We start from the raw sequence: 1,040 nt of genomic DNA on the forward strand, positions 1-1,040 counted from the left end.
TATTCTACAAGCTGTCTTAAGGTATTTCTGCCGATTCCCGTATAGTCAGCAGCTTCTTCGATGGATAATGCAATTTTTCTTTGCGTCATATAATCACCTCCTTATAAATTGCATTATGCAATTCTTGTGATGTAAGTATATCCTTTTTATATCTTTTTGCCAAGCGTTACGAAATATCAAAAACAAACTTTATGTTGCATATTGCAATTTTTGAAAAACAATGCTATAATTCATACATACCGAAAAAGGAGGCAGTCAGCATGAAAGATAAAGAACTACGCAAGCTGATAGGCAGCAGAGTAAAACAGCGCCGTCTGGAATTGAATCTGACACAGCCTTATGTCGCAGAAAAGATGGGGGTTACCGCTTCTACAATCCTGCGTTATGAGAATGGTTCGATTGACAATACGAAAAAAATGGTGCTGGAAGGTCTTTCGGAAGCACTCCATGTATCTGTGGAATGGCTCAAAGGGGAAACAGATGAATATGAAACCGACATTACGGATAAGAGAGAGTTACAGATTCGTGATGCGATGGGAGATATTCTGGAACAGTTACCGCTTGCCCTTACCAAAGAAGAAGATGCTTTTTCAAAAGATTTATTACTGCTGATGTTAAAACAATATGGTCTGTTTTTGGATTCCTTCCAGTTCGCCTGCAAAAATTTCAAGGGGAATGCTGGTCAGACGGATATTGCCAAAACAATAGGGTTTGAATCGAATGAGGAATATAATGAGATTATGTTCTTAAGGGAAATCACTCCTACCATCAATGCTCTTAATGAGATGGCAGACGTTGTAAGGCTCTATTCCAAGAAACCAAAAACAGCAGAACAAAGGCTTGCAAATCTTTTATCAGAAGTCTTATACGAAGATTCCGAATCGGTATAGTAAGACAACCGGAGTTATGATATACTTACACGCACGAAGCATTTCATCAGTTCCGATTGTCTAATATCGAAAGGAGATATACGATTATGGCAAAAGGATCTGTAAGAAAAAAAGGAAAGAAATGGTACTACCGCTTCTATGTAGGACACT

2 protein-coding genes are annotated in these 1,040 nt (G+C 38.3%); one reads left to right on the top strand and one right to left on the bottom strand.

Annotated features, from left to right (window positions below):
- The coding region (locus WKT11_RS19775) for an excisionase (protein WP_340285787.1) at positions 1 to 89 on the bottom strand (89 nt) is incomplete at its 3' end.
- 171 nt (positions 90 to 260) lie between these two features.
- Between WKT11_RS19775 and WKT11_RS19780 the strand changes: the two genes are divergently transcribed.
- Positions 261 to 890 (top strand): helix-turn-helix domain-containing protein, encoded by a 630-nt coding sequence (locus WKT11_RS19780; RefSeq protein ID WP_015530715.1) that lies wholly within the window; start codon positions 261 to 263, stop codon positions 888 to 890.
- The last annotated feature ends 150 nt before the right edge of the window (positions 891 to 1,040 follow it).

It is taken from the genome of Blautia sp. HCN-1074 (genome assembly GCF_037890165.1).
Taxonomy (GTDB): domain Bacteria; phylum Bacillota; class Clostridia; order Lachnospirales; family Lachnospiraceae; genus Blautia_A.